Annotated in this window: 28 protein-coding genes; 15 read left to right on the top strand and 13 right to left on the bottom strand. The window is 54.2% G+C overall.

Features of this window, described 5'->3' with window-relative positions; genetic code table 11:
* The first annotated feature begins 34 nt into the window (after nucleotides 1-34).
* From TAM4_RS07220 to TAM4_RS07250, 7 genes are all read left to right on the top strand, one after another.
* A complete protein-coding gene (locus tag TAM4_RS07220) occupies nucleotides 35-1,603 on the top strand; it encodes a carboxyl transferase domain-containing protein (protein ID WP_048150252.1) in 1,569 nt (522 codons plus the stop codon).
* Between the two features lie 9 nt (nucleotides 1,604-1,612).
* The gene (locus tag TAM4_RS07225) at nucleotides 1,613-1,981 is read left to right on the top strand and encodes an OadG family protein (protein ID WP_014122585.1); all 369 of its coding nucleotides are present in this window, start codon (nucleotides 1,613-1,615) and stop codon (nucleotides 1,979-1,981) included.
* 2 nt (nucleotides 1,982-1,983) lie between these two features.
* On the top strand, nucleotides 1,984-2,436 hold the full coding sequence (locus tag TAM4_RS07230) for an acetyl-CoA carboxylase biotin carboxyl carrier protein subunit (RefSeq protein ID WP_048150287.1): 453 nt from the start codon (nucleotides 1,984-1,986) through the stop codon (nucleotides 2,434-2,436).
* A gap of 5 nt (nucleotides 2,437-2,441) precedes the next feature.
* Nucleotides 2,442-3,581: a sodium ion-translocating decarboxylase subunit beta gene (locus TAM4_RS07235; RefSeq protein ID WP_014122587.1), complete on the top strand. Its 1,140-nt coding sequence runs from the start codon at nucleotides 2,442-2,444 to the stop codon at nucleotides 3,579-3,581.
* A gap of 69 nt (nucleotides 3,582-3,650) precedes the next feature.
* Entirely contained in the window at nucleotides 3,651-4,496 is an 846-nt protein-coding gene (locus tag TAM4_RS07240) for a CBS domain-containing protein (protein WP_014122588.1), read from the top strand.
* Between the two features lie 36 nt (nucleotides 4,497-4,532).
* A complete protein-coding gene (locus tag TAM4_RS07245; protein ID WP_014122589.1) occupies nucleotides 4,533-5,531 on the top strand; it encodes a homoserine dehydrogenase in 999 nt (332 codons plus the stop codon).
* 46 nt (nucleotides 5,532-5,577) lie between these two features.
* On the top strand, nucleotides 5,578-6,102 hold the full coding sequence (locus TAM4_RS07250; RefSeq protein ID WP_014122590.1) for an ASCH domain-containing protein: 525 nt from the start codon (nucleotides 5,578-5,580) through the stop codon (nucleotides 6,100-6,102).
* Here TAM4_RS07250 and TAM4_RS07255 read toward each other — a convergent pair.
* The 8 genes from TAM4_RS07255 to TAM4_RS07290 all read right to left on the bottom strand — a co-directional run bounded on the left by TAM4_RS07255 (nucleotide 6,093) and on the right by TAM4_RS07290 (nucleotide 11,494).
* A complete protein-coding gene (locus TAM4_RS07255; RefSeq protein WP_014122591.1) occupies nucleotides 6,093-6,803 on the bottom strand; it encodes a ZPR1 zinc finger domain-containing protein in 711 nt (236 codons plus the stop codon). The genes TAM4_RS07250 and TAM4_RS07255 overlap by 10 nt on opposite strands.
* Before the next feature lie 78 nt (nucleotides 6,804-6,881).
* Nucleotides 6,882-7,295, bottom strand: coding sequence for a cell division protein SepF (locus tag TAM4_RS07260; protein ID WP_014122592.1), 414 nt, complete (start codon nucleotides 7,293-7,295; stop codon nucleotides 6,882-6,884).
* Between the two features lie 90 nt (nucleotides 7,296-7,385).
* Nucleotides 7,386-8,207, bottom strand: coding sequence for an exosome complex protein Rrp42 (rrp42, locus tag TAM4_RS07265; RefSeq protein ID WP_014122593.1), 822 nt, complete (start codon nucleotides 8,205-8,207; stop codon nucleotides 7,386-7,388).
* Complete coding sequence (gene rrp41, locus TAM4_RS07270; protein WP_048150290.1) at nucleotides 8,200-8,949, bottom strand: exosome complex exonuclease Rrp41; 750 nt, start codon at nucleotides 8,947-8,949, stop codon at nucleotides 8,200-8,202. Before rrp41 ends, rrp42 begins: the two co-directional genes overlap by 8 nt.
* Nucleotides 8,946-9,710 carry an exosome complex RNA-binding protein Rrp4 gene (gene rrp4 / locus TAM4_RS07275; protein ID WP_014122595.1) on the bottom strand — a complete coding sequence of 255 codons (765 nt, stop codon included), beginning with the start codon at nucleotides 9,708-9,710 and terminating at the stop codon, nucleotides 8,946-8,948. Before rrp4 ends, rrp41 begins: the two co-directional genes overlap by 4 nt.
* A complete protein-coding gene (locus TAM4_RS07280) occupies nucleotides 9,707-10,417 on the bottom strand; it encodes a ribosome assembly factor SBDS (RefSeq protein ID WP_048150293.1) in 711 nt (236 codons plus the stop codon). Before TAM4_RS07280 ends, rrp4 begins: the two co-directional genes overlap by 4 nt.
* Before the next feature lie 11 nt (nucleotides 10,418-10,428).
* On the bottom strand, nucleotides 10,429-11,211 hold the full coding sequence (gene psmA / locus TAM4_RS07285) for an archaeal proteasome endopeptidase complex subunit alpha (protein ID WP_014122597.1): 783 nt from the start codon (nucleotides 11,209-11,211) through the stop codon (nucleotides 10,429-10,431).
* A 37-nt stretch (nucleotides 11,212-11,248) separates the two neighbouring features.
* A complete protein-coding gene (locus TAM4_RS07290) occupies nucleotides 11,249-11,494 on the bottom strand; it encodes a hypothetical protein (protein WP_237702070.1) in 246 nt (81 codons plus the stop codon).
* Between the two features lie 52 nt (nucleotides 11,495-11,546).
* Between TAM4_RS07290 and TAM4_RS07295 the strand changes: the two genes are divergently transcribed.
* From TAM4_RS07295 to TAM4_RS07315, 5 genes are all read left to right on the top strand, one after another.
* Nucleotides 11,547-12,023 (top strand): HIT family protein, encoded by a 477-nt coding sequence (locus tag TAM4_RS07295; RefSeq protein WP_014122599.1) that lies wholly within the window; start codon nucleotides 11,547-11,549, stop codon nucleotides 12,021-12,023.
* Nucleotides 12,024-12,187: 164 nt separating this feature from the next.
* Complete coding sequence (locus TAM4_RS07300) at nucleotides 12,188-14,860, top strand: hypothetical protein (protein ID WP_014122600.1); 2,673 nt, start codon at nucleotides 12,188-12,190, stop codon at nucleotides 14,858-14,860.
* The gene (locus TAM4_RS07305) at nucleotides 14,857-15,573 is read left to right on the top strand and encodes a CGP-CTERM sorting domain-containing protein (RefSeq protein WP_048150298.1); all 717 of its coding nucleotides are present in this window, start codon (nucleotides 14,857-14,859) and stop codon (nucleotides 15,571-15,573) included. Before TAM4_RS07300 ends, TAM4_RS07305 begins: the two co-directional genes overlap by 4 nt.
* Before the next feature lie 4 nt (nucleotides 15,574-15,577).
* Nucleotides 15,578-16,525, top strand: a complete 948-nt coding sequence (locus TAM4_RS07310; RefSeq protein WP_014122602.1) for a hypothetical protein — start codon at nucleotides 15,578-15,580, stop codon at nucleotides 16,523-16,525.
* Between the two features lie 75 nt (nucleotides 16,526-16,600).
* Nucleotides 16,601-17,770, top strand: a complete 1,170-nt coding sequence (locus TAM4_RS07315; RefSeq protein ID WP_014122603.1) for an MFS transporter — start codon at nucleotides 16,601-16,603, stop codon at nucleotides 17,768-17,770.
* Nucleotides 17,771-17,795: 25 nt separating this feature from the next.
* On the opposite strand, the gene TAM4_RS07320 is transcribed toward TAM4_RS07315, so the two are convergent.
* From TAM4_RS07320 to TAM4_RS07330, 3 genes are read right to left on the bottom strand one after another with little or no spacing between them, the layout of a single operon-like run.
* A complete protein-coding gene (locus TAM4_RS07320; protein WP_014122604.1) occupies nucleotides 17,796-18,380 on the bottom strand; it encodes an indolepyruvate oxidoreductase subunit beta in 585 nt (194 codons plus the stop codon).
* A gap of 59 nt (nucleotides 18,381-18,439) precedes the next feature.
* A complete protein-coding gene (locus tag TAM4_RS07325) occupies nucleotides 18,440-19,591 on the bottom strand; it encodes a DUF1464 family protein (RefSeq protein WP_014122605.1) in 1,152 nt (383 codons plus the stop codon).
* Nucleotides 19,584-20,534 (bottom strand): beta-ribofuranosylaminobenzene 5'-phosphate synthase family protein, encoded by a 951-nt coding sequence (locus tag TAM4_RS07330; protein WP_014122606.1) that lies wholly within the window; start codon nucleotides 20,532-20,534, stop codon nucleotides 19,584-19,586. Before TAM4_RS07330 ends, TAM4_RS07325 begins: the two co-directional genes overlap by 8 nt.
* Nucleotides 20,535-20,595: 61 nt before the next feature.
* Here TAM4_RS07330 and TAM4_RS07335 point away from each other — a divergent pair, with 61 nt between their 5' ends.
* Nucleotides 20,596-21,285 carry a class I SAM-dependent methyltransferase gene (locus TAM4_RS07335; RefSeq protein WP_014122607.1) on the top strand — a complete coding sequence of 230 codons (690 nt, stop codon included), beginning with the start codon at nucleotides 20,596-20,598 and terminating at the stop codon, nucleotides 21,283-21,285.
* A gap of 6 nt (nucleotides 21,286-21,291) precedes the next feature.
* Here TAM4_RS07335 and lysS read toward each other — a convergent pair whose 3' ends face one another.
* Nucleotides 21,292-22,869, bottom strand: a complete 1,578-nt coding sequence (gene lysS, locus TAM4_RS07340) for a lysine--tRNA ligase (protein WP_014122608.1) — start codon at nucleotides 22,867-22,869, stop codon at nucleotides 21,292-21,294.
* Between the two features lie 126 nt (nucleotides 22,870-22,995).
* Here lysS and TAM4_RS07345 point away from each other — a divergent pair, with 126 nt between their 5' ends.
* Nucleotides 22,996-23,865 carry a hypothetical protein gene (locus TAM4_RS07345; RefSeq protein WP_014122609.1) on the top strand — a complete coding sequence of 290 codons (870 nt, stop codon included), beginning with the start codon at nucleotides 22,996-22,998 and terminating at the stop codon, nucleotides 23,863-23,865.
* 40 nt (nucleotides 23,866-23,905) lie between these two features.
* On the top strand, nucleotides 23,906-24,514 hold the full coding sequence (locus tag TAM4_RS07350; RefSeq protein ID WP_014122610.1) for a membrane protein: 609 nt from the start codon (nucleotides 23,906-23,908) through the stop codon (nucleotides 24,512-24,514).
* On the opposite strand, the gene TAM4_RS07355 is transcribed toward TAM4_RS07350, so the two are convergent.
* Complete coding sequence (locus TAM4_RS07355; protein ID WP_014122611.1) at nucleotides 24,508-25,074, bottom strand: DUF366 family protein; 567 nt, start codon at nucleotides 25,072-25,074, stop codon at nucleotides 24,508-24,510. The genes TAM4_RS07350 and TAM4_RS07355 overlap by 7 nt on opposite strands.
* Nucleotides 25,075-25,076: the final 2 nt, after the last annotated feature.

The following is a 25,076-nucleotide window of genomic DNA, read 5'->3' on the forward strand; positions in this document are numbered from 1 at the left end:
CTACAACCCCCAAGAAACCGAGGGGGTTACTCTTATGAGCATGGAGGAGAAGCTCAACGAGCTTTACGAGAGGAGGGAAAAGATTCTCGCCATGGGCGGGGAGAAGGCGGTTGAAAAGCAGCACGCCAAAGGAAAGCTCACCGCCCGCGAGAGGATTGAAAAGCTCCTCGATCCGGGAAGCTTCGTGGAAATCGGCATGTTCGTCAAGCACAGGGGCACTGAATTCGGCCTCGACAAGAAGGAACTGCCTGCTGACGGCGTCATCACCGGCTACGGAACCATCGATGGCAGGCTCGTTTTCGTCTACGCTCAGGACTTCACCGTCATGGGCGGTTCGCTCGGCGAGATGCACGCGATGAAGATAAAGCGCGTCATGGAGCTGGCCCTCGAAGCCGGCGCTCCTGTCATAGGCCTCAACGACTCAGGAGGAGCGAGGATTCAGGAGGGTGTAGATGCGCTCAAGGGCTACGGTGAGATTTTCAAGATGAACACGATTCTCAGCGGTGTGGTTCCCCAGATTACCGCGATAATGGGTCCCTGTGCCGGCGGAGCCGTTTACAGCCCCGCCATCGGAGACTTCATCCTCATGGTGGACAACCCCGCGAGCTTCATGTTCATCACCGGGCCTCAGGTCGTCAAAGCCGTTACCGGCGTTGAGGTTACACCGGTTCAGCTCGGCGGAGCGATGGTTCACGCGCAGAGGGCCGGTCAGGCTCACCTCATAGGCAAGAGCGACGAGGAGGTTCTGGCTTTAATAAGGCGTCTCGTGAGCTACCTGCCGTCCAACAACATGGAGAAGCCACCTCGCGTCAAGACGAACGATTTGCCCTTCAGGAAGAGCGAGAGGCTTTACGAAATCGTCCCGGACGACCCGAACAAGCCCTACGACGTCAGGGATGTCATCTACGAGATAGTGGACAGAGATGAGAACGGCAACCCGGACTTCCTTGAAATCCTCCCCTACTTCGCCCCGAACGCCGTGGTTGGCTTTGGAAGGATGAACGGCCAGACCGTTGGAATCATCGCCAACAACCCCAAGTACTTCGCTGGAGTTCTCGACATAGACAGCTCGGACAAGATAGCGAGGTTTGTGAGAACCTGCGACGCCTTCAACATTCCGATAGTCACACTCGTGGACGTTCCCGGTTATTTACCCGGTGTTGACCAAGAAAGCCGGGGAATAATCAGGCACGGCGCGAAGGTCCTCTACGCCTACGCCGAGGCGACCGTTCCGATGGTAACCGTCATCCTCAGAAAGGCCTACGGTGGAGCCTACCTCGCGATGGGAAGCAAGCACCTTGGAGCCGACTTCGTCTTTGCCTGGCCAACTGCCGAGATAGCGGTCATGGGTCCGGAGGGTGCGGCGAACATCATATTCAGGAAAGAAATCGCAGCGGCCGAGAACCCGGAGGAAGTTAGACAGCAGAAGATAGCCGAGTACCGCGAGAAGTTCGCCAACCCGTACGTCGCGGCCGCGAGGGGTTACATCGACGACGTCATCGACCCGGCGGAGACGAGGGGCAAGGTGATTATGGCGCTTGAAGCTTTGGAGAGCAAGAGGGTTAAACTCCCGCCGAAGAAGCACGGCAACATACCGCTGTGAGGTGGAAGCATGAGCCAGCTCGTTGAAGGCGGATGGATTACCGTCATAGGAATCACCGTCGTCTTCGCAATACTCACCATTTTGGCTATAGTGATGTACGCCATAGGCGCCTTCGAGCGCGGGATGACGAGGAAGGCCGAGAAGGCCGAGGAAAAGGCCATTGAGGAGACGAAGGAGGAGATTGAGGTTGTGGAGGAAATCCCTCCGAGGGATCTGGCAATCATAACCGCCTCAATTCTCGCCTATCTCGCGAAGAAGGCGGAAATTGCCCGCCCGTTGCCCTTTAGGAGGAAGGTTTCCGACGCCTGGCGCCTCTACGGTTTACAGAGCGGTATGGATGAGGTTGAGAACTTCAACTACGAGATGAGGAAGTGGTGAAGATGAAGGTTAAGGTCATCATCGATGGAAGGGAGTACGAGGTTGAGGTTGAAGAGCTCTCGGGTGGAAAGTTCAGGGTCAGCTTCGAGGGCAAGAGCTACGAGGTCAAGGCCGAAGGGCTGGGAATAGCGCTCCCGAGCGTTCCCGAAACTGCCAGCGCTCCGGTTTCTGCTCCGGCTCCTGCGTCGGTTCCTGTCTCCGCTCCGGCGCCGGCTCCTTCGCCTGCCCCCGCGAGTGCCTCGCCCAACACAGTTACCGCCCCAATGCCGGGTAAGATTCTCAGGGTCCTCGTGAGCGAGGGGCAGGAAGTCAAGACTGGCCAGGGTTTGGTTGTGCTTGAGGCCATGAAGATGGAGAACGAGATTCCGGCTCCGAAAGATGGCGTTGTGAAGAAAATCTACGTGAAGGAAGGGGACACCGTGAACACCGGCGACCCACTCGTAGAACTCGGGTGATTGCCATGGCGACGTTCGTGGACTTCCTGAGCACGATGGGCCTGCTCCACCTCACGGTAGGGAACCTCATCATGATCGCAGTGGGCCTGACGCTGGTTTACCTGGCCATACGCTACGAGATGGAGCCGCTGCTTCTGCTCCCGATAGGAATAACAGCGGTGCTCGTTAACCTTCCGCTCAACGGCATAGCCAACTGTTCAACCGTTGGGCCGCTCTGCCACCACCCGGGCCTGCTCGACATAGTCTACCACTACCTCATCAAGACGGAGATAGTGCCGCTCCTCATATTCTTCGGCCTCGGGGCGATGACCGACTTCGGACCGCTAATCGCTGACCCCAAGACAGCGCTCCTCGGTGCTGCCGCCCAGATAGGCGTCTTCGTGGCGATGCTTACGGCCCTCGCGCTGGGCTTCAACATACACGAGGCCGCTTCAATAGGAATCATCGGCGGTGCAGACGGACCGACGACGATTTATCTGACCACCAAGCTCGCGCCCCAGATACTCGCCGCGACAGCGGTAGCAGCCTACAGCTACATGAGCTTGGTTCCATTGATTCAGCCGCCCATCATAAAGGCCCTCACCAGCCCGGAGGAGAGACGCATAAGGATGGAGCAGTTGAGGCCAGTTTCAAAGCGCGAGAAAATCCTCTTCCCGATAGTCACGATGATAGTCATAGGCCTGCTCGTCCCCAGCGCGGCACCGCTGATAGGAATGCTCATGATGGGCAACCTCTTCCGCGAGAGCGGCGTGGTTCCAAGGCTCACCAAGGCCGCTCAGGAGGAGCTCATGAACATCGTGACGATATTCCTCGGCCTCGGCGTCGGCTCGACGATGAGAGCGGAGAGCTTCCTCACAGCCCAGACGCTCATGATCCTCGGCCTCGGTGTGGTCGCCTTTGCCAGCGCCACCGCCGGTGGAGTGCTCTTCGGAAAGCTCATGATGAAGCTCTCTGGAGGCAAAATAAACCCGATGATTGGAGCGGCCGGTGTTTCAGCGGTTCCGATGAGCGCGCGCGTTGTCCAGAGGCTGGCCAGCGAAGAAGACCCAGGCAACTTCATCCTCATGCACGCCATGGGTCCGAACGTTGCCGGCGTCATTGGAACGGCCGTCGTCGCCGGGGTCTTCCTCGCGCTCCTCGGCTGACGTTTTTTCCGTTTCCTTTTCTAAAACCTTAAATAGGGGGACACCGTCTTAGGTTAAGCGGTGGTGAGGATGAGGGTCAAGACAATAATGACCAAGGACCCTGTGGTTATCGAGCTTCCCGCAACGAGGGGTTATGCGCTCGAACTGTTTAAAAAGTACAAGGTCAGGTCTTTTCCCGTTGTGAGCAAGAAAACCGGCCAGCTGGCCGGAATAATAAGCATCAAACGCGTTCTTCTCCATCCGGATGAGGACCAGCTCGCCATGCTCATAAGAAGGGAGGTGCCCGTCGTCAAACCCAACGACGACCTGAAGAAGGCCGTCAGGAAGATGCTGGAAATGGACTACCGCCGCGTCGTCGTTGTGGACGATGACGGTAAGGTCGTCGGCATACTCACCGTTGGGGACATCGTGAGGAGGTACCTGGCCAAAAACGAGAAGCTCAAGGACATAACGATCGAGCCCTATTACCAGAGGAACGTCAGCGTCGTGTGGCAGGGAACGCCGCTAAAGGCCGCGCTCAAGGCCCTTCTCCTGTGCAACGCCATGGCCATCCCGGTCATAGACGACGAGGGCAACCTGGTGGGGATGGTGGACGAGACCGACATCCTCAAGGACAGCGAGGTCATCCGCGTCATGAAGCAGACGTCCCTCTCCGCGTCGAGCGAAGAAGACTGGATCCTCGAAAGCAATCCAACGCTCCTCTTCGAGAAAGCAGAGCTCCAGCTCCCGAAGAAGCCCGTGAAAGACATCATGAACCCCAACCTCATCGTCGCAACGCCCCACATGAGCGTCTACGACGTCGCTCAGAAGATGGTTCAGTACCACATCGAGCAGCTGCCGGTCATCAAAGGGGAAGGCGAGCTCGTCGGCATAGTCAGGGACATGGACATCATCAAGGTAATCCTCAACAAGTGATTTAAGCTTCCCCTCCTTTTCTATTCCGGTGGTTGGATGGAGGTAAGGGTCAGTCTCTTCGGCTTCGGCAACGTTGGCAGAGCCGTTGCTCGCGTTTTGATTGAAAAGGAGCGCTTTTTCCGGGAGAAATACGGTTTGTCCTTCAGGGTCGTCAGCGTCTCCGACACGAGCGGAACCGTGTGGCTTCCCGAGGGCATCGATTTGAGCGAGGCCCTCCTCGTCAAGGAGAACTTTGGAAAGCTCAGTAAATGGACCAACGACTACGAGGTCTACAACTTCTCGCCGGCCGAGGCGGTTAAAGAGATTGAGGCCGATGTGATTATTGACGTGACCAACGATAGAAACGCCCACTTCTGGCATTTGGAGGCGCTGAGGGACGGGAAGGCCGTCGTTACGAGCAACAAGCCCCCGCTGGCGTTCCACTACGCGGAGCTAATCGGAGAAGCCGAGCGGAGAGGTCTGCCCTACCTTTTCGAGGCAACTGTTATGGCCGGGACGCCAATCATCGGGCTCCTCCGCGAGAACCTGCTCGGCGACACGGTAAGGAGAATAAAGGCCGTCCTGAACGCGACGACGACGTTCATACTCTCCAGGATGGAACAGGGGATTGACTTCGAGAGGGCAGTGAAGCAGGCGCAGGAGCTTGGCATAGCGGAGCGCGACCCGAGCAACGACGTCCTCGGAATTGACGTCGGCTATAAAGCCACAATTCTCCACTGCGTTGCCTTCGGGCCGATTACCTTCGACGAGATTACCGTCAAGGGCATCGCGGAGGTTACGGTTGACGAGGTTAAGAGGGCCCTCGCAAAGGGAAAGAGGAGTAGGCTCGTCGCGACAATCGAGGAAAATAACGTTAAGGTCGTCCCGGAAGAGGTTTCAGGCCCTCTCGCCGTTTCGAGCAACGAGAACGTGGCGTTAATAGAAACCGACCTTCTGGGAGAGCTTCTGGTTAAGGGGGCCGGCGCCGGGCTCAAAGAGACGGCGAGCGGGGTCGTGAGCGACCTCGTGAAGGCATCGCTGGGGCTTAGGAAATAGGCCAAACCTTTTTATTCCATTCTTCGAGGGTTCGCCAGGTGAAAGCATGGAGCACGTCATAGCGCTCCACCAGGTTTACGCCGAGCTGATATTCAGGGGCCTCAAAACGGTCGAGGTCAGGAAGAGGAAGGCCTTCGACGAGGGTGACCTGGTGTTCCTCTACATAGCGCGGGGAAACCCCTACGAGTTGAGGGACACGCTGAGGAGGCTCAACCTTCACGAGGAGCAGACGCTAACCCAGAGGGGGACAATCGCTGGAGGCTTTGAGGTCGGCGAGGTGATAAAGGCCGACCTCGAGACCCTCTGGGAGATGGCGAAGGAGACGAGCGGTTTAACCCTTGTCCACGGTGAGAATGGGAAGAACTGGCTGGCCAACTACATCAAGGACTACGGCTACGTTTTCACAATCGAAAGGCCGTTCCTCTTCAAGGAACCGATGAGCAGGGAGGAGATGAAGGAGCGCTACGGAATCCACGTCGAGGGCATAATCCACCTCTCAAGGAAGACGAGAAAGCCGTGGGTTAGGGCTCTAATCGAGGATTTGCTCACGAGGGACTACTTCTACCCCTGAGCTTTTCCTTCATTGTCGCTTTCTTCCGTGTTGCTGTTCGGTTTTCCGTTCTCTGCCCCCTCAAGCTCCTCCGGGTTAACTATCTGGTAAGGCCCGAGGCTCAGCTTCTGGATTTCCTCCTCGGTTAGGAGCCTGCTCTTGACCTTCTCGCCTATGAGCGCACTGTTGCCGAGGGGGTCGGCTATCTTCACCGTCAGCGGTTTCTTCCCTTCCTTGACGTCCTCGATGTACTGGAGTATCTCGTCGGCCTTCTTCACGGCCTCTTCGTCGCCCTCCTGCTTCCTGAACTCCCTCGCCATCAGGAGCGTTTCGCGAACACGCTCAAGTACTCCCTCAACGTTGGTGACGAAGCCCTCAGCGGCCGGTCCGGGTTCAATCTTGACGCCTATCTCCTCCAGCTCTATGGTTCCGCTCTTGCTCCTGACGACGCGGGTGAAGAGGTCCTTCTCGTTTTCGACCTTAACCGTGTAGAGCTTTGGCGGCCTGTCCTCGAGTATCATGACGTCCGCGTTTCTATAGCCGCACTTCTCGCAGATTATCGTGCTCTCCATGACCTTGCCGAAGTAGGGAATCTCGTGGATGTGCTGAATGGCCTTGAGCGTGTTCTTTCCACCGCAGATGGGACAATCACCGAGACTTATGACATGAACCTCGCCGAGTTCGGGCTTAACCTCAACCTTCTCTCCTTTCTTCTCTCCCATCAGCATCACCGAAAAAAGTACCAAAACCGGTTTATAAAGATAAGGTAGCAGAAAAATCGGAGAAATCCGGGACGAGGATCATTTGGCAATCTTAACGTCCTCAGGGGTGAGGAGAAGCCTTATCTCCGCCTTACAGACCTTGACGACCTGTCCGCCCAGGGCAGCGGTCATGCCCTTGATCTGCTCAACGACCTTCTCCAGGATCTCCGGTTTTATCTCGAGGGGGCTCAGATCGACGAGAACGAGGTTGCCCTCCTGGAGTTCCTCGGAGATCCTCTCGAGATCGGAGTAGCTCGTGACCACGATCTTCTTCACGTATTTGAAGTGGGGTTTTACTATCTCCCTGGCGAGAACGTCCTCCTCAAGGGGGATGACCTCAACGTCCCTCGGCAGGGGCTTCTCCTCCTTCTTCGCCACGGCCTCTTTGACGGCCTCGGGCTTCTTCTTGGGTTTTTTCTCCTCCTTTTTGAGAATGCTATCGAACAGGCCCATATTTTTCACCCCGGGGTTTGATCGTAACGAAGGCTGAACTTTTATGCACCTCAATGTTTATATCTCTTTCCCAAAGGAAAAAGTTGGGAATCAGGAAGCCGAACCAACGGCCTCGAGCAGGATCTTCCTCAGTTCATCGGCCTTCTTGAGGGCCGTGTCAATGGCGTACATAACCTCCTCGAGCTTGAAGCTCCCGCCTTCGCCCTTCTGAACCGCCGAGATGTGGCCGGTTTCGTCGGTCGTTATCGTTATCCTGCTGTCCATCACGGTTTCCTCGTCGAGGTTCGGATCGACGATAATACTCGAACCGATCTTGGCGAATGTTACGGGGAGGGGAATGCGCCTCACCGGCAGGGGCTCGTACTCGTCGAGCTTGACTATCTCGCCAGTTTCCTCGTTGTACTCGACCTTGGGAACCCGGGTCGTCAGCAGGGCCGCCATCGCGGCCAGACCTGTGGCGTCGAAGAGGTTTCCATCGTGGTCCAAAACGTGAACGTCTATGAACACAACCCTGACGAGCTTACCGGGCACGATAACGAGCTTCTCAAGCTCAACGGCCTGGCTCTCCCTGATACCCCTGTCAATGACGCGGGCGAGCTCTATCGCCCTTTCATCCGGCGGGCCAGGTTCAAACGTTGGCGAGGCAAGGGGAACCAGCTCCACGTTGGTCGTCATGACACCCCTGTCCGGGAGATCCGGGAAGGGTTCCCCAACGTCGACCTTTATTCCAACGAGAACTCTCGTACCACCGAGTCTGACCCACGCCGAGCCCTCGGCCTTCTCGATGAAGCCCGTCTTTATCTCGATGTCCCTGTACTCCTCGAAGGAGCGGCCGTCGATTCTCTTCCCCTCCTTGAGGAGGTTGAGTATCCTGTCCCTCATTATGCCGGCCATGACCTCAACGTCACTCATCTCCCGCCACCTCCTGGGCGATCTTGAGGTACTTCTCCTTCAGAGCCTCCCTCTGCTTCTGGTAGACCGCCTTCGCGCCCTTTATCGCGAGCTTAACGGCCTCGATGAACTCCTCTTTGGTAAGGTAGCCGTCCATCTGAAGGAGCGTTATGTCGTTCTTGAGGGGCATTATGGCGACCGGAACGTCGGCCTCGCCGTAGTTGTCCTCGTCCTTGTTGAGGTCGAGGACTATCTCGCCGTCGATCTTTCCGGCGGCGCAAGCGGCAACGAGGTCCCTCATGGGGACGCCCGCATCCGCCAGGGCGAGGGACGCGGCCGTTATTCCGGCAACCCTAGTTCCCGCATCGGCCTGCAGAACCTCGATAAAAACATCGACGACAGTTCTCGGGAACATCTCGAGGATTAAGGCGGGCTCAAGCGCTCCCCTGATAACCTTGCTTATTTCAACGCTCCTCCTGTCCGGGCCCGGCTTCTTCCTCTCCTCAACGCTGAAGGGAGCCATGTTGTAGCGGACGCGCAGAACGGCGGTATCTGGCCTTTGAAGGTGTTTCGGGTGGATTTCCCTTGGCCCGTAAACTGCCGCGAGTATCTTGTTCTTACCCCATTCGATGTAGGCGGAGCCGTCGGCGTTCTTCAGAACACCGACCTCCATGTGGATTTTCCTCAGCTCGTACTTCTTCCTTCCGTCTATTCTCCTGCCGTTCTCATCGATGAGCTTCAAACCCTCTGGCCTACCCATCATTTTCCTTCACCCTCGTCGTTCTCATCAAGCTGGGGTATCTCCTCGATCACTCCCCTCTCCTTGAGGTCCCTGAGCCGGGAGAGGAGGAACTCCTTAACCCTGTCGGTGAGTCCCTGGGTGTGGCTCTCGCGGTCAACCTTGAGGATAGCCTCCACGGCCAGCTTTTCGAGCTCGTCGTTCTTGCCGCTCACCCAGACCCAGCCGTTCTGGCCCACTATGATCCTCGTTCCGGTCAGCTTCTTGATCATGTTGATCATCGAGCCTCCCTTTCCGATGACCCTCGGAACCTTGGACGGGGTTATCGTGACGAGCTGACCTCCCCTCAGCGGGCCGCCCTTGAAGGGCATGCCCTTGGTCGTCAGGTCGATCTGGTTGACCTCGTTGTAGGCCTTGATCTTCGCGTAGATTATGTCACCGATGTCGTAGATCTTCCTCAGATCGGTTTTGAGCAGGTCTATGCGCTCCTCAACTGCATCTTGAACGCGAAGGTTGGCCTGGTACGGCGCTCCGATGTCAACGGTCCAGTTGGAGAACCTGACGTCCACGATCTTTCCGAGGACGTTGTCACCGACCTCGGGTATGTATGGTCCCTCAAGGGGTATAACCCGTATAAGGTCTCCCCTGACCTCAACAAGTCCTACCACAGTCGAGTATATCCTGTTCCCTTCTCTGAAGGTTCCTCTTCCGTTCTTAAAGGGTCCCTGGGCCAACAGCGTCCCGGGAACCACTAACTCCCTTGGTTTTACAAAAATCCTCCTCATAGGCCCTTCCTCTCTATCAGTTTGGTAATCGCGGTGCCCTTGGTAAGGGCGTTGAGTTTCTCATAAAACTCCTCCTCTATTCCCCCGGGAATCTCGATCAGGAACATCCACGAGCCGTCGCTGGCCCACTCCTCCCTCTTTATGTTGCCGAACTTCCGCACTTCCCCGTAGGCCCTGCCGACGTAGTCGCTCGGTATCTTGACGGCTATGACCTTGACCTCAAGCTTTATCGGGAGGAGAGGCCTTATCGCCTTTATCACCTTGGGAACCTGTGCCTCTGCATCCTTGAAGAGATCCACGTGAACTCCAGCCTCTTCCATTGCCCTGAGGATCCTGTCGACTGGATGGGGATAGCCCGTCCTCGGATCAACTGCATGGCGGTGGATTATCGTCGCTATGTACTTCTTCTTGTCCTCGAGCATCTGCCTCCTCTGCTCAGCCGTCAGCTGAACCTCTCCCTTTCTCAGGATTATCTTGGCGACCTCGTATGGATCGCTCGTTCCAAATATCTTCTCCATCTCGTGCTCGCTGGCCTTGTCGCCCTTGTGGGCATCTTTGAAAACGTAAGGAGTGGCGAGGATCTCCTCTATGGGAACCTCCTTGCCCTCCTTGAAGTCCCTCGCGAGGTAGGGATCAACGAGTATCTCGAAGGTCTCGCCGTGGGTTTTGAGACGGGCGATGACGGCTTTATCCACGCTGATAGGCATCGCCCGTCACCTCAGTAGTTCTGATCGAGCTCGGAGTAGTCTTCCCCGGTTTCCTCAACTTCCTCTTCCTTGATCTCCTCGAGGATCTCATTGAGGTACTTTGCAACCTCATCCTTATCAAGCTTTTTCCAGCGCTTCTCGTCGAGGGTTATGTAGGCGACCTCGATGCTCTCGGGACTGGGCTCCTCGAGGGTCTTTGCCAAAGCGAGTATGGCGAGCTTTATGGCACCTTCCATGTCGATGTCGTCGCGGTAGTGCTCCTCGAAGATCGCCATCGCGGTGTTCCTGCCGCTTCCTATAGCGACAGCCTTCCATTCGAAATAGGCACCGCTCGGGTCGGTCTCGTAGAGCTCGGGCTTCTCGTTAACGCCCGCCATGAGCAAAGCGGCACCGAATGGCCTCACACCACCGTACTGGGTGTGGGCCTGCTTGAGGTCGCAGATTTTCTTCACCAGAACGGTGAGCGGAACGGGTTCGCCGTAGGTGAGGCGGTATATTTGAGCCTCCAGCCTGGCCCTGTCAACGAGAACCCTCGCATCTGCTATTATGCCGCTCGGGGCGGCGGCGATGTGGTCGTCGATCTGGAAGATCTTCTCGTAACTGCTGGGTTCTATCAATCGGCTGGTTATCCTCTTCTCAACTGCCAAGACCACTCCGCCGTTCCACTTAACCCCGACCGCAGTCGCCCCGCGCTTCACTGCCTCCCTCGCGTAGTTTACCTGAAAGAGCCTTCCATCGGGGCTGAAAACGGTTATAGCCCTGTCGTAACCTGCCTGCGGCGGTACAAATGCCACATCCATCACCTCCAACACTCATTTTTCGGCCCAATAATTAAGCTTTTCTATCGGCGCCACCGAGGGCAATGAGGGCCATTCTCTGGGCCGTTCGCCTAGCCAGTTCGAGGGGGATCATAGCCAGGGGGAACAGGATCGCCCCCAGAACGAGCGACGCCGAGCCAAAGGGCTTAAGGATGAGCAGTGCAAAGGCGGCGAGAAGCGTTAAGAGCCCGGCCATCATAAGCTTCCGGTACACCCTCTGGAGTTCGAGTATGTTTTCATCAACATCGCTCACGTTCACCACCGAAGACAAGGGTTAAATACACCGGTTTTAAGCCTTTGGGGGATGCGCCATGAAGTGCCCGTTCTGCGAGCCGAAGGAGGAGAACGTTCTCTACGAGGACGGACTCATCAGAATCCTCATAGACTCGTATCCAGCGAGCAGAGGCCATCTCCTCGTCGTTCCGAGGAGGCACGTTGAGAGGTGGGAGGATCTAATGGAGGAGGAGAAAACCGCCCTCCTGAAGGGAATGGAGCTGGCCATGAAGGTCCTCCGCGAGGCGCTCAAGCCGGACGCCTTTAACGTCGGCATGAACCTTGGAAAGGAAGCTGGCCAAACTGTTCCGCACCTGCACCTTCACGTTATCCCGCGCTGGAAGGGCGACAGCAAAAATCCGAGGGGCGGGGTTAGAAAGGCCGTTCTCGATCTGGAGGACGAGAACCTGAACCTCAAGGAGAGATGGATGAGGAACAGAATGAGCGAGGAGGAGCTTAAAAGGCTGAGGGAAGTGTTAAACTCGCTGATCGGGAACTTCTCAGATGAAAAGTGAACACATTCATCAAAGTTTTTCATCTTAACCTTGCTCTAAGTTCTTTGGAACCATTACAGGATCAAAAAACTTTTATGAAAAAACGCCTAAGTAAATGAGAACAACGGGGGTGAAAGAAGTGCCTCTTCAAAAAAAAAGCCGTCGGAATTGTGGTGGGTTTCGTTTTGATTGTCTCAGTTTTGGGATTCCCAATGGCAACAGGCCTTAGCTTTGGAGTCGATCTTCCGTCCTCGAAGGTTATTATCTTAGACATCATACAGCAGAGAACAACGTGTGATGGCTGGGCAACCTTTGGGGTCAAACTCTACAACGCAGGCGGTTTTACTGGAATCGGCAAAGTGAGCCTTTACATAGATTCTGAGGAAGTTGGGAGCGAGTTCATAGACATACAGCCCAACGAAGTGTTCGTTTTAAACTTCAAAGCCCAGATACCAATGGGAAGCGGGCACATCGTAAAAGCCGTTTACACAGAAAAGTTCGGAGAAACCGTTCAGAGATCCGAGTCCCTAATAACCCAGAGGGATTCCGACTGCGATGGGTGGGCTGATGAAACAGAATTCAGATACGGAACAAACCCCTACAACGCGGATACTGACGGCGATGGAGTTATTGACCCAAAGGACGTTGACCCGCTGAGGGATGCCGTTGTTGAGCTATATGTGTTTAGACTAAGAAATTTAGATGCCTTTGATAGTACATGGAGTATTGGCTTCAGTATTGAGGCCACTTTCAAGGCAGGTTCAAGAGTCAGGACACTAAAAGAAGACGTTCTGTCCAATGTTCAGGATGTTGAGAAGATGGCAATGTTAGGAAATGATGTTTTGAAGAACATTCAAAATGAGGCTGTGGCTGTTCTAAAGTTCAACCCACCCGATGACGTTGATACTGTTGAAGTTGACCTTAAGCTTGTTGGGAAGTACTTACTGACGGATATGGATAGAGTTTTGGACATCTCCCCCAGACCCGGAAACAACGAGGAAGGAAAGGTAGCCAAGCTTTTCTTCAGTCTCAAGAACGGCACGTGGTGGGGCGATGACTACATCAACGACCATAAGGTTTACTTCGGCTACGGCCACCTGAGCGGAGCCGACGATTCGACGGAGGACTACACGAACGGCGGAGAATACGATGCCGAACCCTTCTCCAAGTACTACGATGAGCTTGAGGCCCTCGGCTACGATTTAAGCGTTGTAAACATCACCGACGTTAAAGGCTGGGACGGAATAAAGACTTTAGAACTGAGGGATCACAAGAGTGGAATCCTCTACAGATACTCAAATCCCGAAGAGGCAGTACTCTTCACCCTTGAACTACCGGACGGGAGCAAGAAGAGAGTACTCATCATCAACAAGAGGAATGCAGAGGTTTCAAAGATAAAACTGAAAAATGAACCAATCAAAGTGCCGTTCTATGACAACAAGACGATCAAGGGAGACAACCTCACTATTACAACAGAGAAAGACGTAGGCTATGAGGCCGTTGTAACGTTTGGAAATATGACAACCGAGGAGAACATAACTGGCACCTCAAAGACGACGGTGGACACTTTAAACATAACAAAGCAGACGGAAACGCTACTCGTGGACGCGGTAACCACCTCAACAGACATTGACGAGGACGACGCTGAAATATGGTTCCTCATCAAAACGAACGACGAGGATGGAATTCCTTTCTACAGGGAGCTTGAGCTGAACAGAGAGCTTGAAAAGGAGGGCTCTGTTTACTGGTTCGATCCCTCCGATGGGTTTGGCATAGACGATCCAGACTTGCATCAAAGCTTAATTGAAGCCGACGCCTACGGTGACTACGATGGCGACGGCGTTCCAAACGCGGTGGAGCTGTTCATCGGGAAGAACCCGGTGAAGAGGGATGTTCTGGGTATCAAACTTACCGTTGCTGTTGGTTGGAACGCCAACCAGACTTATCTCACCCAGCTCGTCAAGGGCTTCCAGAGGGCGAGCCAGGTCATCTACGACTACACCGACGGCTACGCGATGATAACAGAGATTAGCATAAAGAACAACGTTACACCTAATAGTGAAAACTGGAGTAAGTATATGATAAGAATAAGGCCGGAATCAAGGGGTACATTGATAACACACTACGGTTTCTGGTACTGGAAGTGGGTGAAGAATATCAGTGGAAAAGAGGATGGTTACATCGAGCTTTTCAAAAAGTTTGGAGATGAAACTCCCGACCAGTATTACAGAGGAATAGCTCATGAGCTTGGACACTTCGTGTTCGGCATAGGCGACGAGTATAGTGCACCGTTTTCATGGGATCATGATAAGAACGGAACACTTGAAGGCTTCTGCTATTGGGATTTTGCTTCAGTTCTTCAGAATGAGTACCATGTTTCAGGCTTCGACTGGCTCCATACGGTTATGGGCAGGAACTGGAAAGGAGAGGAACTGAGTACGAAGGGGCATCCCACACTGAAAAGCGACTATGACTGGTTCTACAACGAACTGGTTGAGTACGATAAAAAACTGAAGGAAAAGGTTGAATACGGACTTCCAAAGGTAATAAATGACCATAATCCCTCGAAGAACATAACTAATCTACACCAGATCATGCCCACTCACTGGCAGACAACGTACCTTATTGACTGGATTTCCCGCAACATGACATCTGGATGGGAAGTTGTGTTTGCTTTGCTTTCAGCAGGGCACACTCTCGGCCACAATGAGGTTTATAACATCGACGCTGGGCTTTATCTTGACCTGAATTTTGATGGCGTGGCTGACTATGAGCTCCCAGAGGGCTACGTGCCAAGAGTTGGCCCCTATACTGGCGTTGGTTATTACCTGAGAGTCAACTGGGGGGTGATTCCATGAGGGCTCGCTTTTCGATTTTTATTTTTGCTTTTGCCTTATTACTCCCAGTCCCATTAACCCAAGGTGTAAGCATTTGGGAGGGTTTGATGGATAGGCCTATTTATTACATCAACGTCGAGGGGTACAGTTTTACTAGGGTTCCACCATGGAATCCCTTCAACGATTCCTCAATAACATGGATTAACATAGGCTACGAGTACAACGAGACTCACACTTTGAACTGGTACTATGAGGGAGGAAAATGGAAGGAAGGGTTTTTCCGAAAATCCGGGAATCCAAAGCCTTTCAGACTCTCGGATTGGAACCTGTCAAAAGTTCTCGGGGAATACCAATGGGGTATTCAAAATTACCTGCCAAATCTTACTGTGAAATCCTCTGGTGTAACATGGAATAGAGGCTACTGGAACAGCTCAATAGGCAGGTGGGATGCAGTAATCACGGCGAACCACATCAAAATAACATTAAACACATTTGCCTGTGAGGGTTCTGGAGAGTGCGATGAGTACATTACCTTCGAATGCTGGAGAAATGAGACTAATGTAACTTGCAAGTGGGGAAAACCAGTCTTCAAGATGTATCCCAACAGACCACCAATAGGAAAGGAAACAACTGAAAGCAAAAGCACAGCAAAAGAAGAAAACAAAATCTGCGGACCAGCTTTGTTAGTTGGATTAGTATTGGTTCCCCTCCTGATAAAGCGGGTGAAGAGGTGAACCCATGAATCGAGTTACCTTTGTTTTGCTATTTCTCATTTTCTCGGCAATCATCGGTGGGTACTACATAACCCAGAGCTCAGAAAAAACGGGAATCACGCCCCGTCCAGCATACCCCACTGAAATTTACGCATCAAAGGTTAAACCTCTGGTGCAGAGCTGGGCGGGTGATGCCGAGCTTATCCTTGTCTACGGCTCCGAATACTGCCAGCAAATCCTATGCGATGTTCATCCAATGTCGTCACCATGTATTTGCAATGATTCAACGTTTGGCGATGGAAGGACACCACAATGGACGTTCGTCTTTTATTCAGGGCAAAAGGGAGAGCTCATGAAAGTGGATGCATACATTGTACAGGAAGACGGGCAGAAAAAATGGCAGGTTGTTTCCAAAACATACAGGACTCCTCTCGACTACTCCAGTCTCAGCACGAGTCTTTCAAATCCTCCGCAAAATCAAACCCTCAAACCAGAAGTTTACATACTCTTCAGAAACCAATGGAAGTCCGGATTTAGACCCCTTAACTTTACCGGGACTAACCTCAAAGAATTCAAACGGCTGATTCTGGGGGAATCCAAGAGCCCTGCGGTATACAGGGGAGTTTTAATACTCCCCGACGAGCAAATCGGAGACCTTAGCTCTCCAACCATAATCGTCAGAACTCAACTCAACAAATCAAACGACATGATTACCGTAGTTTACCCAGGAGTAGTGCTAAGAGGGTACGTACCATCACTCCCACTCAAACCCACCTCGCTGGAAAACTACTCCCGGAGTATTTCAACTGCAATCGAAAGACTGGCATCTCCAGAGTTTTCGGGACTTAAATTAATTCTCGGACAGCCTTACGTGTATTATGAACTGGCAAACGGCACGATAAAGATAGAGACTTTGGACTGCGACTTCGAAGTTAGGAGTGAAAACATAACGGGAACATGCAGAACAAGATAGTTTAGTCCCCTTCTTAATATTTTTATGATCAAGTCCTTTCGACAAACTTATAAACGCTATGAGATACATCGCAACATGCTCTCGGGATACGGCAGGGACGCGAAGATACTCATAGGCGCCAACGCACTGGGCCAGACGTTCCTCTGGTTCTCTTTCTTTATAATGCCCTTCTACCTCAAGGCCCTCGGCTACGACATGAAGGCGATGGGAGCCTTCTTCTCCGTTCAAACGATAGTCGGCGGTCTCTTCTTCCTTCTCGCCGGGCACGTTTCTCTCCACCTCGGCTATCGAAAGACCCTGCTCCTGAGCGCGCTCATCGGGCTCATCGGAAGGCTCCTCCAGGTGCTCGCGTTGAACACAACGGTCCTCTTCCTCGGCTTCGTCTTGGTGGGAGTCAACATGGGGCTGAGACAGCCGAACTACAACGCCTACCTGAGCGAGCTGGTGCCCGATGAAAGGAGGCACGAGGCGTTTTCCAAGAGCTTCGGGCTGGGAACGCTCTTCAACTCCCTTGGCGTCCTCTTGGCGGGTTTCCTGCCGGGCTACCTCATGGGGCTATCCCTCGCTGAGGAGACCGCCTACAGGATAACCTTCTCGCTCTCGATACTCCAGTTCGTCTTCGTCGTTCCGGCTCTGCTCCTCGTGAGGGACGTTGAGGTCAGGGAGAAGAGGATAAAGTGGGAGAGAAGCTTGGTCCTCAAAATCCTCAAGTTCTCGCTCCCAAGCGCGCTCATAGGTCTCGGCGCGGGGATAACGATACCCTTCATGAGCATCTACTTCAAACTCAAGTTCGGGGAAACGCTCCAGGCGATAAGCTGGATTTTCTTCTTCCAGCAACTGGCGATGGGCCTCGGCTCCTTCGGCTTGCCTGAACTCGTGAGGAGATGGGGGCCGGTAAAGGTCATAACGTCCTTCCAGGGGACGGCGACGTTCCTTTTCGCGATATTCCCCTCGATAGAGACGTTTGCACTCGCGGGGGCGGTCTACGTCCTCAGGGCGATACTCATGAACATCATCTGGCCGATATACAGCTCCTTCATGATGGGCTTCTTCAAAACCGAGGAGAAGGCAACGGCCAACGGGATACAGCAGGCATTCTCGACCTTCATGCGCGGAGTGGGCAACTCAATCGGCGGGACCCTCTTCGCGGTTTCGTTGGCCTATCCTTTCTACGCCACCGCGCTCCTCTACGCCACTGCAACCGCGATGTTCTACGCCTTCTTCATAAAGCACAACGAAGAATGAGAAAACCGGGCGGAAAAACCAGAAATCAAGCTTTGGCCAGCTCCTCACCACGCTCAAAAGCTTTAAAGTTCATCTCCCAGAGCTTCTCGCGGAGAGTCAGCCTTATTCCCTCAAGAAGGCTCTCACGCTTGAGGGGTATCAGGCCCTTCCCGTAGGCGTAGCCGAGCATCAGAACGCCCAAAGTTCTCGGGTTTATCCTGTCTGCCTCGCGCTGGAAGTTCATCATGTGGACCGGGCAGATTCTCCCGAGGGCTTTTTCGATTTCATCGAGCTCCGGATAGCGCTCCTTCCCGACGAGGGTCGTCGCCGTGTGAATGGGGTAGGCGTTCACTATGGCAACACTGTCCTTTCCGAGAAAACGCGCGTTCCTTAAAGCCTCGGCAGGCTCAAGGGCGAGCATGAGGTTGGCTTTGCCCTCCTCGATGAGGGGCGAATAAACTTCCTCTCCAAAGCGGAGGTAGCTGAGCACGCTACCGTAGCGCTGGCTCATTCCGAGGGTCTCGCCGATGCGAACGTTGTAGCCCTCGACCATGGCAGAGTTTCCAACGATTCTCGAGAGGGTAAGGCCTCCCTGACCGCCGACTCCGGTAATGATGAGGTTGAATTCCATGAGCACCACCTTGGGGAGTTGGAGGGAGAGAATAAAAAGCTAAGCTCAAAAAAATTCGCTCAGAGGATTAGCTCCTCGAAAATTCTGAGCTTTTCACGGCCCTTCAGGTTTACCCAGTCAAAGATTGAGCCACCGCTCTCCCTCAGCCTTAGGCTCTCAACGAGTTCTTTGTAGATTCCACCGGCTATGCCGTTGGCTATTATCGCGCTTCCCTCGGCCGCTTCCTTGGCCTTCGCCCTGCTCTGGAGCTTGAGAACCTCGACCGAGAAGCCGTAGCGCCCGAAAGCATCCTCAAGGGCTTCCTTGACGTCGCTGAAGAACTCCGGAATCCGCGAGAAGCGACCGCTGATGTAGATGCTCTCGGGTTTAACAGAGGGAAGCAGTGAGAAGACGTCCTTGACGATGGCCTCTATCATGGCGCTGTAGCCCTTCGCGACCCTCTCGTCCTCCTTCGCGAGCTTTACGAAATCCTCTGGCGAAACCGAGAACGGGTCTATCCCGGCAACGTAGGACGCGCCACCCTGGAAGAGGACGAGCTTTCCGAAGTCGTCGAGGGCGTTAGCCAATGCATACGCTAATTCGCCGTCCATAAAGCCCATCCCGAGGTAGCCGGGGAAGCCTGCCGTTCCGGCCATCGCGTCAACGATTTGGCCGTTCTTGACGGCCATCGCGGAGGTGTAGGCGAAGCCGACCTCAACCGCTATGAGGTTCGTCTCAGAGTAGGGGATTCCCTTTCTCTCAGCCTCCCTCACCATCGCGAGGGCAACGGTGAAAACCTTGTCGGCCGTTCCGAGGTCTATCCTGTTGGCCTTCCGCCACTCCGGGACGGTCGGGAGGTGTATGACGCCGGGGGTGAAGTAGACGTTCAAATCCTTGGCTTTCCTGAGGAGAAGCATGAGCTCCCTCAAACCGACTATCTTGAGCCTCCTCTTAACGTCGGCCTCGGTTATGAACGTAGCTAAAGCTATCTCGGCATCGGTGGCTTCCCTTGCGGGTTTGAGCGGTATCCCGTAGCCACAGGGACCGACGATGGCGTCAATCTTCCCGTGCTCCTTCTGAACCTCGCGGAGGAGTTCAACGATTATAGCCGGGTTTTCGGTTACCCTGTTCCTGTCCACGGAGACGTCGACGATTACATCCCCGGTCTCGTCGTCGAAGCCGAACAAATCCATGCTCTTCGTCCCGGAGTCTATACCTATCGCCTTAACCACGCTCCACCACCATCCCCGTGTTGTCAACGCCCGTAACGAAGACCTCCCCTCCGTCGCCGTTCTCGCGGAGGAAATCCTCCACGATGGATTTTAGCCTTTCCGCCTGAGCTTGACCCTTGACGAGACCGTAGAAGGTCGGCCCCCAGCTCGTCTGGCAGGCGCAGTAGGCTTCGTTCAGCATTAGCTTGATGCCCTCGTTCACAAGGTCACAACAGTAAACGTTCTCCTGGTAGTCACTCCAGAACTCCCCGAGAAGGTGGTTGAACTGGTAGAGGCCCTCCCCGAAGGTTTTGATGTCCTTCTCAACGAACGCGGGCAGGATTTTCATGAGCACTATCCTCGACAGCCTGTCGGCCAGCTCCGATGGCATCTTCTTGAGGTTTCCGAGTATCTCGTCCTCGCGCTTCCTGATTTCAGCTAAAACTTTTCTCGGGGTCTCTGGAATGGCCACGACGAAGAGCCAATCGCTTGGAAAGTCGCCCCTGAAAATCAGCGGGGGAACGACCTTCTCGCGCTTGTTCACAGGGAAGCCACCCTCGTAGATGAAACCGCCGACCTTGAGGGCGTAGAAGCCAAGGGCAGTTATTAGACCGCGCCTTACAGCCAACGCCACCTCCTCAAGCGAGAGGTTCAGGTCATATAGTTCGCTCACGGCCCTTCCTATGCTCAGGGCGAGGGTTGTGTGGAAGCCGATTCCAACCCACTTCGGGATGTAGCTCCTCACCGTAACCTCGACGGGCGGGAAGTCGTAGCGCTCGCGGAGCCTTGCAAGAAACTTCAACGCGTCTTCGTCGTTGGAGCGGTCCTTTTCAGCTTCTCTGACCTCTATTTCGAGGCGTGGCTTTTCTATGGCGAAGCCAACCGTTCCGTAGAGCCGTCCCATGTCCCCGCTCAGGTCGGGGTTTCCAGTGTGCAGGTGTGCGGGAGCGCCTATTCTGATCACCATTCCACCACCTGCTAAAGCTGGAGGATAGGTATTTAAGGATCGCGGAGGACCATTGAACATGAGCTTTGAGAAGTACTACTCGACCTTCAAAGCCTACAGCGACCTTTACTCCGAAGAATACAGGAGGAGAATAGAAACGCTGGAACCCCTCCTTCTGAAGTTCATGCCCAAGAGGGGTAGAGTCCTGGACCTCGCCTGCGGAGTGGGAGGTTTTTCCTTTCTTTTAGAGGATCACGGTTTTGAGGTTGTAGGGGTTGATTCAAGCGAACTCATGCTTGAAAGGGCAAGGGAATACGCAAAAGAGAAGAGATCCCGTGTTCAGTTCGTCAAGGCGGACGCCCAGGAGCTCCCCTTTGAAAACGATTCCTTTGACTACGTCCTGTTCATCGGCGATAGTGTAGTCCACTTTTCACCCACCGAGCTCAACAGGGTCTTCAAAGAGATCCGAAGGGTTCTGAGACCCGGGGGAAGGCTCATAATGCACTTCCTCGATCTCAGGGAGTTCCTCCCCAAGCTCATGGACGGTCAAGTCATAGGAGAGGAGTACTGGATCAGCAAGGTTTTGCCAGACAAGGATGGAAAAACCGTCGTGATCGAGTTCCAGAGCGAGAAAGACTACTTCAGGGTCCGCTTTAACGTGTGGGGAAAAACAGGGGTTGAGCTGCTCGCGAAGCTCTACTTCCGACCCATCCACAGTGAAAGAATTGGAGAACACTCGTATTTCCAGGTGTACGAGCCAAGAAAATAGAGAACATCACGCCTCCAGGCGGAGGCGCCTGACCACGAACTCCTTGTCGAGCGAGGCCAAGAACGGGGCCAGCCTCGGCCCGCGGTCCTTCCCGATGAAGAGGTTGTAGAGTGCTTTGAACCACTCCCTGCTCGGGATTCCGCGCTTCTTGGCAACGTCGAAGATTGCGTTGTTGAGCTCATCTACGGTGAAGGTATTGGTCTCAATCCAGTCCGCTAATTCTCTCATTGCCTCTACTATTTCGGGCTTGAGTTCAAGCTTCGGCGGCTCATCAAGCAGGCTGAACTTGACGTTCTCAGGGGCGTACTTCTCGACCCAGTTCCTGGCGAGCCTAATGCGGAGCCTTATCCTCTCGAGGTCTTCTTCATCGAGCTTTTCCGGAACGTGGCCCTGCTCCTGGAGAACCCGGATTATTCCCTCCTCGTCGAGGTGGGGCATCTGAACGAGCGTGACCAAAAACCTGAAGGGCGCCTGAGCGATAAGCCTCTCCGGAACCTTCGGCATCGAGAGCTCGTAGGTCCTCTTGAGTTCCTCTTCCTCCTCGGGGTTCTTAGCGTGCTCGAGGCCGAAATAAATCCTCTCGACCTTGTCGAACTCGTCGTAGAGGTTGAGCAGGCCGAGGCCGAGGTCTATCCTGAGTTCCTTGTTGGGCCTCGCCTTGGCGTAGATGAAGCGGATTATTCCCGGCTCGAGCACCTCGTAGAGGTCTGAAAGCAGGATAACGTTGCCCTTTGAGCCACTCATCTTGCCCTTCTGCCCCTTGATTCCGACGAACTCGTACATGAGCGTCATCGGGGCCTTCCAGCCGAAGACCTTCTCGGAAATCTCCCTTCCGGTGTCGTAGGAGCTTCCGGCGGCGAGGTGGTCCTTTCCAGCGGGCTCGAAGTCCACCCTGAAGTGTGCCCAGCGCATCGGCCAGTCGACGCGCCAGCGGAGCTTAACGTTGCCCTCCCTTATGTCGGTCTCCCCCTCGCTTCCGCAGTGCTCACAGCGGTATTTGACCTTCCACCCGCCGTCCCACGAGACGAACTTCGCCTCTCGCCTGCACTTCGGGCAGTAGACCATAACAGGTTGCCAGTCGTCTTCGAGGGGCGGCTGTTTAGCCCTCTCACGGTACTTGTCGAGAACGGCCTTAATCTCATCGCGCTTTTCGAGGGCGAGTCTTATCTCGTCGGCGTACTCGCCGGACTTGTACAGCTCGCTCGCGTAGAGGAAATCAACCTCAATGCCGAGTTTCTTTATCTCTTCCTCGAACTTCTCCATGAAGTGCTCCGCGTAGCTGTCGTGACAGCCCCACGGGTCGGGAACTTCCCTGACCGGCTTCGTGAGGTGCTCCTCCCACTCCTGCGGGACGTTCTTGGGGACCTTCCTAAAACGGTCGTAGTCGTCCCACATGTGGATGTGCCTGACCTTCTTTCCCCTGTCCCTCAGGGCGTGGCCCACTATGTAGGCCGTGAAGAACTCTCTAAAATTGCCTATGTGAACGTAACCGCTCGGCGTGATTCCGCTCTCGACCACGTACTCCTCCTTGTCGCCCCTTTCGCGGATTATCTTTTCTGCCATGTAGTCAGCCCAGTGAACCATTCTCACCACCGCGCTTAGCTCCTCGAAAGGGCTTTTAAGGTTAGCCTCCATTTGAACAACTTCCCAAGAGAAACATTTATAAGTGCAGAAAGTAAAAACTACCGAACAATGTAACAGGTGGACGCCATGGAGTTCGAACTAATGAGAATGAACGTCTTCTTCCCAGCGTCGCTGGAGCTTCAGGAGGAGCTGCTCAAGGCCGGCTTTAAAGTGCCGTACGACAAGGAAACCGGGAGAAAAACTCCCGTTCCAGTGGTCTCGAGCTCAAGGGAAGGACGAAAGCTGAGACGGGGGAGACTGCTGAAGGCCAAAGACGTTGAAATGAAAGATAAGTTCGCGGTGATTCCCGAGGAGAGGGCTCTCATCGAGTTCGAAGTTACAGAGAAGGGCTTTCTCTTGATAAGGCCTAAGCCACTGGAGTACCACCTCGAGGAACTTGGCTTTCTCTCGGTTCCGCCGAGGCTATGGGGGACGTGGGCGAGCTTCTCACTGCCCTTCTCAACTTACGATGCGCTTCTCTCAGAGCTGGAAGAGTTTAAAGGGGAGGGAAAGGGCTTTTACACCGCATCAAAGGGTTCGAGGGGAAGGATTGAGGTCTACGCATACAGGGGGAGGACGAGGAAGGATCTCGGAATTCCGGTTTTCGGATACTCCCTCGGACTCCACGGCTTAACCTTGGCGGAGGAGTACTTAAGGGAAAAGGCAGGGGAGAACGGCGTCCCTGAGGAAAGGCTCCGCTACCTCAAGCTCGGCCTGAGGAAGAGGAAGGAAACCAAGGCGGGGTTAAAGGTCGGAATCGTCTGGGAGAACGGAAGGCCTGTTGAGGTTGCGCTCAAGCTCTCGACGACAGAGCCGAGGGTCAGAATTCAAGGCCTCTACGGCGAGCTGGTTGGGAAGTCGAGGGGAGAACTGACGAGAACGGACGACTGGTACATCGTGGTTCACGCTTCCGACTTCGTCACGGCACTTGAAACCGTTGGAGGAACGTTCGGATAAAGTTATTAGGTTCAGCCCCTTTCATTTTTTGGTGGAATCAATGTTCGAGTGGTTGCCCTACGCGGGTTTAGCGGCCCTGCTCATACTGCTTGCAATCGGCTTCACGAGGAAGCTGGGCGAGGAATGGGCGTGGATAAACAGGAAGATAATTCACTTCAGCATCGTTCCGGCCGTTCTGATGTTCTACTACGGAAAAATTCCTGCGGAGGTTTTCAGCGCGGCAGCTTTCGCCTTTGCCCTGTTCCAGCTGTGGCCCCACATCAAAAAGCGGGAGTTCTCCTGGTACCAGATAGAGCACAACTACGGGGAGGTCTTCTTCGCGTTTTCGGCATCGATAATACCCCTTGTTTTGCCGAGGGAGTACGCGACTGCCCTTTTGCTCGCGATGGCAATCAGTGATGGCGTTACAGGAGTCGTGAGACACTACTACTTTAGAAGGCACGGCTTCAACGTGAAGCTCAAGAAGCACTGGACTGGAAGCCTGGCATACTTGGCAACGGCCGTTGTAATAGCACTCATTTACCTCGACGTGGATACAATAAGAAAAGTGATGTGGGCAGTGATACTGGCCTTAGCGGAGTACCAGCCCTGGCTCGACGACAACTTGGCCGTTCCGCTGGTGGGAAGCCTGCTGTTCCTTCTCTACTGAGCCCACCTGACCTTCAGGCTGTCCTTCTTCACCTTTTTGAACTCCTCAACGAGTGCCCTTCCGGTTCTCTCCATGAACTCCTCAACATTAGTGATGCCAACTTCCTTGAGGCCTATTGCCTCCACCCCCTCAGGAATCCCTTTCGCCTCGACGTTTATCCCGATGTGGATTTTGACGCTCACTGGGGAAACGGTTGCTATCGAGATGCTGAGCTTTCTCCCGTTAACGTAGATATCGTCGCCCTTTCTCTCGGTCTTCACCCCGTAGTCGTTGAGAACCTCGCAGAGCTTGGCTATGAAGAGCTTCTGGAGAGTCGAGGCAAAGAGCGTGTTGACCAAATCAAAGACCTCGATGATGTAGTGCACCATGTCGTCGCTCTTGATTTCCTTGCTCGCGCGGAGGTCCTCTATGTCAATCATCTCCTCGACTTTGACGTCGCACTTTCCGCGAAAGACGACGAGCGAGTTTCCGAGGATTCCGAAGTTCCTGTAGGCCCAGTGGCTTCCTATCGCGGAGCCGTTGTAGTCTATGCGTTTGTCTTTAACGACTAGCAACTCCATGC

The sequence above is a fragment of the Thermococcus sp. AM4 genome (assembly GCF_000151205.2).
In the GTDB taxonomy this organism is placed as follows: domain Archaea; phylum Methanobacteriota_B; class Thermococci; order Thermococcales; family Thermococcaceae; genus Thermococcus.

Coding starts and splice junctions, on each gene's coding strand:
- TAM4_RS07220 (WP_048150252.1), top strand. CDS start 35: ATGAGCATGGAGGAGAAGCTCAACGAGCTTTACGAGAGGAGGGAAAAG.
- TAM4_RS07225 (WP_014122585.1), top strand. CDS start 1,613: ATGAGCCAGCTCGTTGAAGGCGGATGGATTACCGTCATAGGAATCACC.
- TAM4_RS07230 (WP_048150287.1), top strand. CDS start 1,984: ATGAAGGTTAAGGTCATCATCGATGGAAGGGAGTACGAGGTTGAGGTT.
- TAM4_RS07235 (WP_014122587.1), top strand. CDS start 2,442: ATGGCGACGTTCGTGGACTTCCTGAGCACGATGGGCCTGCTCCACCTC.
- TAM4_RS07240 (WP_014122588.1), top strand. CDS start 3,651: ATGAGGGTCAAGACAATAATGACCAAGGACCCTGTGGTTATCGAGCTT.
- TAM4_RS07245 (WP_014122589.1), top strand. CDS start 4,533: ATGGAGGTAAGGGTCAGTCTCTTCGGCTTCGGCAACGTTGGCAGAGCC.
- TAM4_RS07250 (WP_014122590.1), top strand. CDS start 5,578: ATGGAGCACGTCATAGCGCTCCACCAGGTTTACGCCGAGCTGATATTC.
- TAM4_RS07255 (WP_014122591.1), bottom strand. CDS start 6,803: ATGGGAGAGAAGAAAGGAGAGAAGGTTGAGGTTAAGCCCGAACTCGGC.
- TAM4_RS07260 (WP_014122592.1), bottom strand. CDS start 7,295: ATGGGCCTGTTCGATAGCATTCTCAAAAAGGAGGAGAAAAAACCCAAG.
- rrp42 (WP_014122593.1), bottom strand. CDS start 8,207: ATGAGTGACGTTGAGGTCATGGCCGGCATAATGAGGGACAGGATACTC.
- rrp41 (WP_048150290.1), bottom strand. CDS start 8,949: ATGATGGGTAGGCCAGAGGGTTTGAAGCTCATCGATGAGAACGGCAGG.
- rrp4 (WP_014122595.1), bottom strand. CDS start 9,710: ATGAGGAGGATTTTTGTAAAACCAAGGGAGTTAGTGGTTCCCGGGACG.
- TAM4_RS07280 (WP_048150293.1), bottom strand. CDS start 10,417: ATGCCTATCAGCGTGGATAAAGCCGTCATCGCCCGTCTCAAAACCCAC.
- TAM4_RS07295 (WP_014122599.1), top strand. CDS start 11,547: ATGAAGTGCCCGTTCTGCGAGCCGAAGGAGGAGAACGTTCTCTACGAG.
- TAM4_RS07305 (WP_048150298.1), top strand. CDS start 14,857: ATGAGGGCTCGCTTTTCGATTTTTATTTTTGCTTTTGCCTTATTACTC.
- TAM4_RS07310 (WP_014122602.1), top strand. CDS start 15,578: ATGAATCGAGTTACCTTTGTTTTGCTATTTCTCATTTTCTCGGCAATC.
- TAM4_RS07315 (WP_014122603.1), top strand. CDS start 16,601: ATGCTCTCGGGATACGGCAGGGACGCGAAGATACTCATAGGCGCCAAC.
- TAM4_RS07320 (WP_014122604.1), bottom strand. CDS start 18,380: ATGGAATTCAACCTCATCATTACCGGAGTCGGCGGTCAGGGAGGCCTT.
- TAM4_RS07335 (WP_014122607.1), top strand. CDS start 20,596: ATGAGCTTTGAGAAGTACTACTCGACCTTCAAAGCCTACAGCGACCTT.
- lysS (WP_014122608.1), bottom strand. CDS start 22,869: ATGGTTCACTGGGCTGACTACATGGCAGAAAAGATAATCCGCGAAAGG.
- TAM4_RS07345 (WP_014122609.1), top strand. CDS start 22,996: ATGGAGTTCGAACTAATGAGAATGAACGTCTTCTTCCCAGCGTCGCTG.
- TAM4_RS07350 (WP_014122610.1), top strand. CDS start 23,906: ATGTTCGAGTGGTTGCCCTACGCGGGTTTAGCGGCCCTGCTCATACTG.
- TAM4_RS07355 (WP_014122611.1), bottom strand. CDS start 25,074: ATGGAGTTGCTAGTCGTTAAAGACAAACGCATAGACTACAACGGCTCC.